Consider the following 2,175-nt stretch of genomic DNA (forward strand, 5'->3'; position numbering starts at 1 on the left):
TGTTAACGCCGACTGAAAACAGGGCCACTTTCGCCATTTGAAAATAGGGCCATTGTTGTGTGGTTCTAGTGTGCTGTAGTTGTCGCGGATCCGTGGTTTTTGAGTCGGTAGCTGGTGCCTTTGAGGTTGATGACGTCGGCGTGGTGGACGATGCGGTCGATCATCGCGGAGGCGATGGTGAGGTCGCCGAAGACGTCGCCCCAGCGAGCGAAGGGAAGGTTGCTGGTCATGATCAGCGACGCGTGTTCGTAGCGGGAGGACACGAGTTGGAAGAACAGGTTCGCGGCATCCTGGTCGAAGGGGATGTAGCCGACCTCGTCGACGATCAGCAGGCTGTAGCGCCGTAGCTTGGCGAGTTCCGCGGGGAGTTTGCCGCGGGAGTGGGCTTCTTGCAGTCGGGTAACCCACCCGGTCGCGGTATCGAACAGGACTCGGTGACCGGCTTTGGCGGCTTTGATTCCGATGCCGACGGCGAGGTGTGTTTTCCCGGTCCCGGGAGGTCCGAGGAGGACAATGTTTTTGCCCTCGGTGAGGAACACGCTGGTGCCCAGATGTGCGATCAGGTTCCGGTCGGCGGTGGGCTGGTGGTCGAAGTTGAAGTCCTCGAGCGCCTTGTATCCGGGGAACCGTGCGGCTTTGATCCGCAGTCCCGCCCCGGAGGCTTCCCGTTCGGAAACCTCCTTTGAGAGCACGGCGGCGAGGTATTCCTCGTGCGACCAGCCGGCGTCTCTCGCCTGGTCGCCGAGGCGCCGGAACGCGTCGCTTATTCGCGGTGCGCGGAGGGCGCGGGCGTAGTACTCGATCCGGGACGCTGCCTCGCCCGTCGTCGGCGCGGTCATGATGCGACCGCCAGCACCGCAGGCGCTGCCGCGAGCGTCGTGACGGCGTTGCGGTCAAGGGCAGGGTCGACGCCGAACAGCTCGTCGTAGTGGGCCAACGACGCCAACTCAACGACCGCGGCGGCCGGCGGGCGGCGCTGGTGCTGGGCCTGGAACTGGGACCGCAACTCGGCAGCCCGTGTCACGTGGGCGGGATCGGTGACGGTCAGCTGCCTCGCCCACCGGCGTCGGTGCTCGGCGATCAGGACACCATCGTGATGAACGGCGATGGTATCGAGGCTGGCGGTGACGTCGACGAGGCGGCCGATCATCGTCGGATCGACGGAGTAATCGTTGCTGAACGCGCGGACATAATAATCCCTCGGCAAACGAACCGTGTTGCGGAACATCACCTCAGGTGCGACCGGCGGTAGGCCGCGCATCGCCGCCCGATCGGCAGCGACAAGCTCGATCGGCCGTCCGCGCCGCGACCTCGACATGCGGGCGTTCGCGATCGGCAGCCACTCGGCCAACTGGGTGTTGAAGTCATCCGGAGAGGTGAAATCCCGGCCGGGCATGAACCTCGAGCGGAAGAACCGGTTCATCCGCTCAACACCGCCCTTCGACTCCGGATCCCTCGCCTTCAAAAGCTTGATCTCCGTGCCCAGCGTCCCGGCGAATGCCGCCGCAGGCTCGGTGAGCTTCCCACGGCCGATGCCAGTCTCGTTATCCCACGTCAACCGGGCAGGAACCGCCTGCGCCTCCTCGATCAGGGACCACATTCCGCCGAGCAGATCCGGCGTCGTCCGCGACGGCAACATCCGCGCCTGGATGAACCCGGAACAGATCGAGGTCATCACCAACACCGGCGGTGACGCGTGCTGATCGTCGCCGAGCGGCAGGTCCTCGTGGGGGAACCACAGGTCGCACTGCACCTGGAACCCCGGCGGGTGCACCAGCCGATCCGCCGGATCCGGGACCGCATAGTCCGGCCTGATCCCTGCGATCTTCGCCCGGAACAGCGACTCCGACCCAGACCATCCCACCCGCTCGGCGATAGTCGCCGCCGCCATCGTCGGCGTCACAGCCAACAGCACCCGCACCTCCGCCGCGAACCTGTCAAAGCTTGAGCCCGACGGCTCGCGCTGATATGTCGGCGAACGGTCGTCAGCCAACGCCCGATCGACCGTCCCCCTCGACACACCCACCTGCTGCGCTATCTTCCGCTTCGAATACTTCCCCGTCGAAAACAAGTGGCGAATCTCTGCCCAGTCATCCAATTTGATCACCCTCCATAGTGGTTGGTGGCCCTATTTTCAGTTGGCGCTAATGGCCCTGTTTTGGGTTGGCGTTAACA

Annotated in this window: 2 protein-coding genes; both read right to left on the reverse strand. The window is 64.5% G+C overall.

Going from position 1 to position 2,175, the window contains the following annotated elements; translation table 11 throughout:
• Nucleotides 1–65 precede the first annotated feature (65 nt).
• Nucleotides 66–839 (reverse strand): IS21-like element helper ATPase IstB, encoded by a 774-nt coding sequence (gene istB, locus B7R24_RS16900; RefSeq protein ID WP_116420186.1) that lies wholly within the window; start codon nt 837–839, stop codon nt 66–68.
• Nucleotides 836–2,107, reverse strand: a complete 1,272-nt coding sequence (locus tag B7R24_RS16905) for a Mu transposase domain-containing protein (protein WP_253259534.1) — start codon at nt 2,105–2,107, stop codon at nt 836–838. Before B7R24_RS16905 ends, istB begins: the two co-directional genes overlap by 4 nt.
• Nucleotides 2,108–2,175: the final 68 nt, after the last annotated feature.

This window comes from Subtercola boreus, assembly GCF_003399645.1.
In the GTDB taxonomy this organism is placed as follows: domain Bacteria; phylum Actinomycetota; class Actinomycetes; order Actinomycetales; family Microbacteriaceae; genus Subtercola; species Subtercola boreus_A.

Coding starts and splice junctions, on each gene's coding strand:
- istB (WP_116420186.1), bottom strand. CDS start 839: ATGACCGCGCCGACGACGGGCGAGGCAGCGTCCCGGATCGAGTACTAC.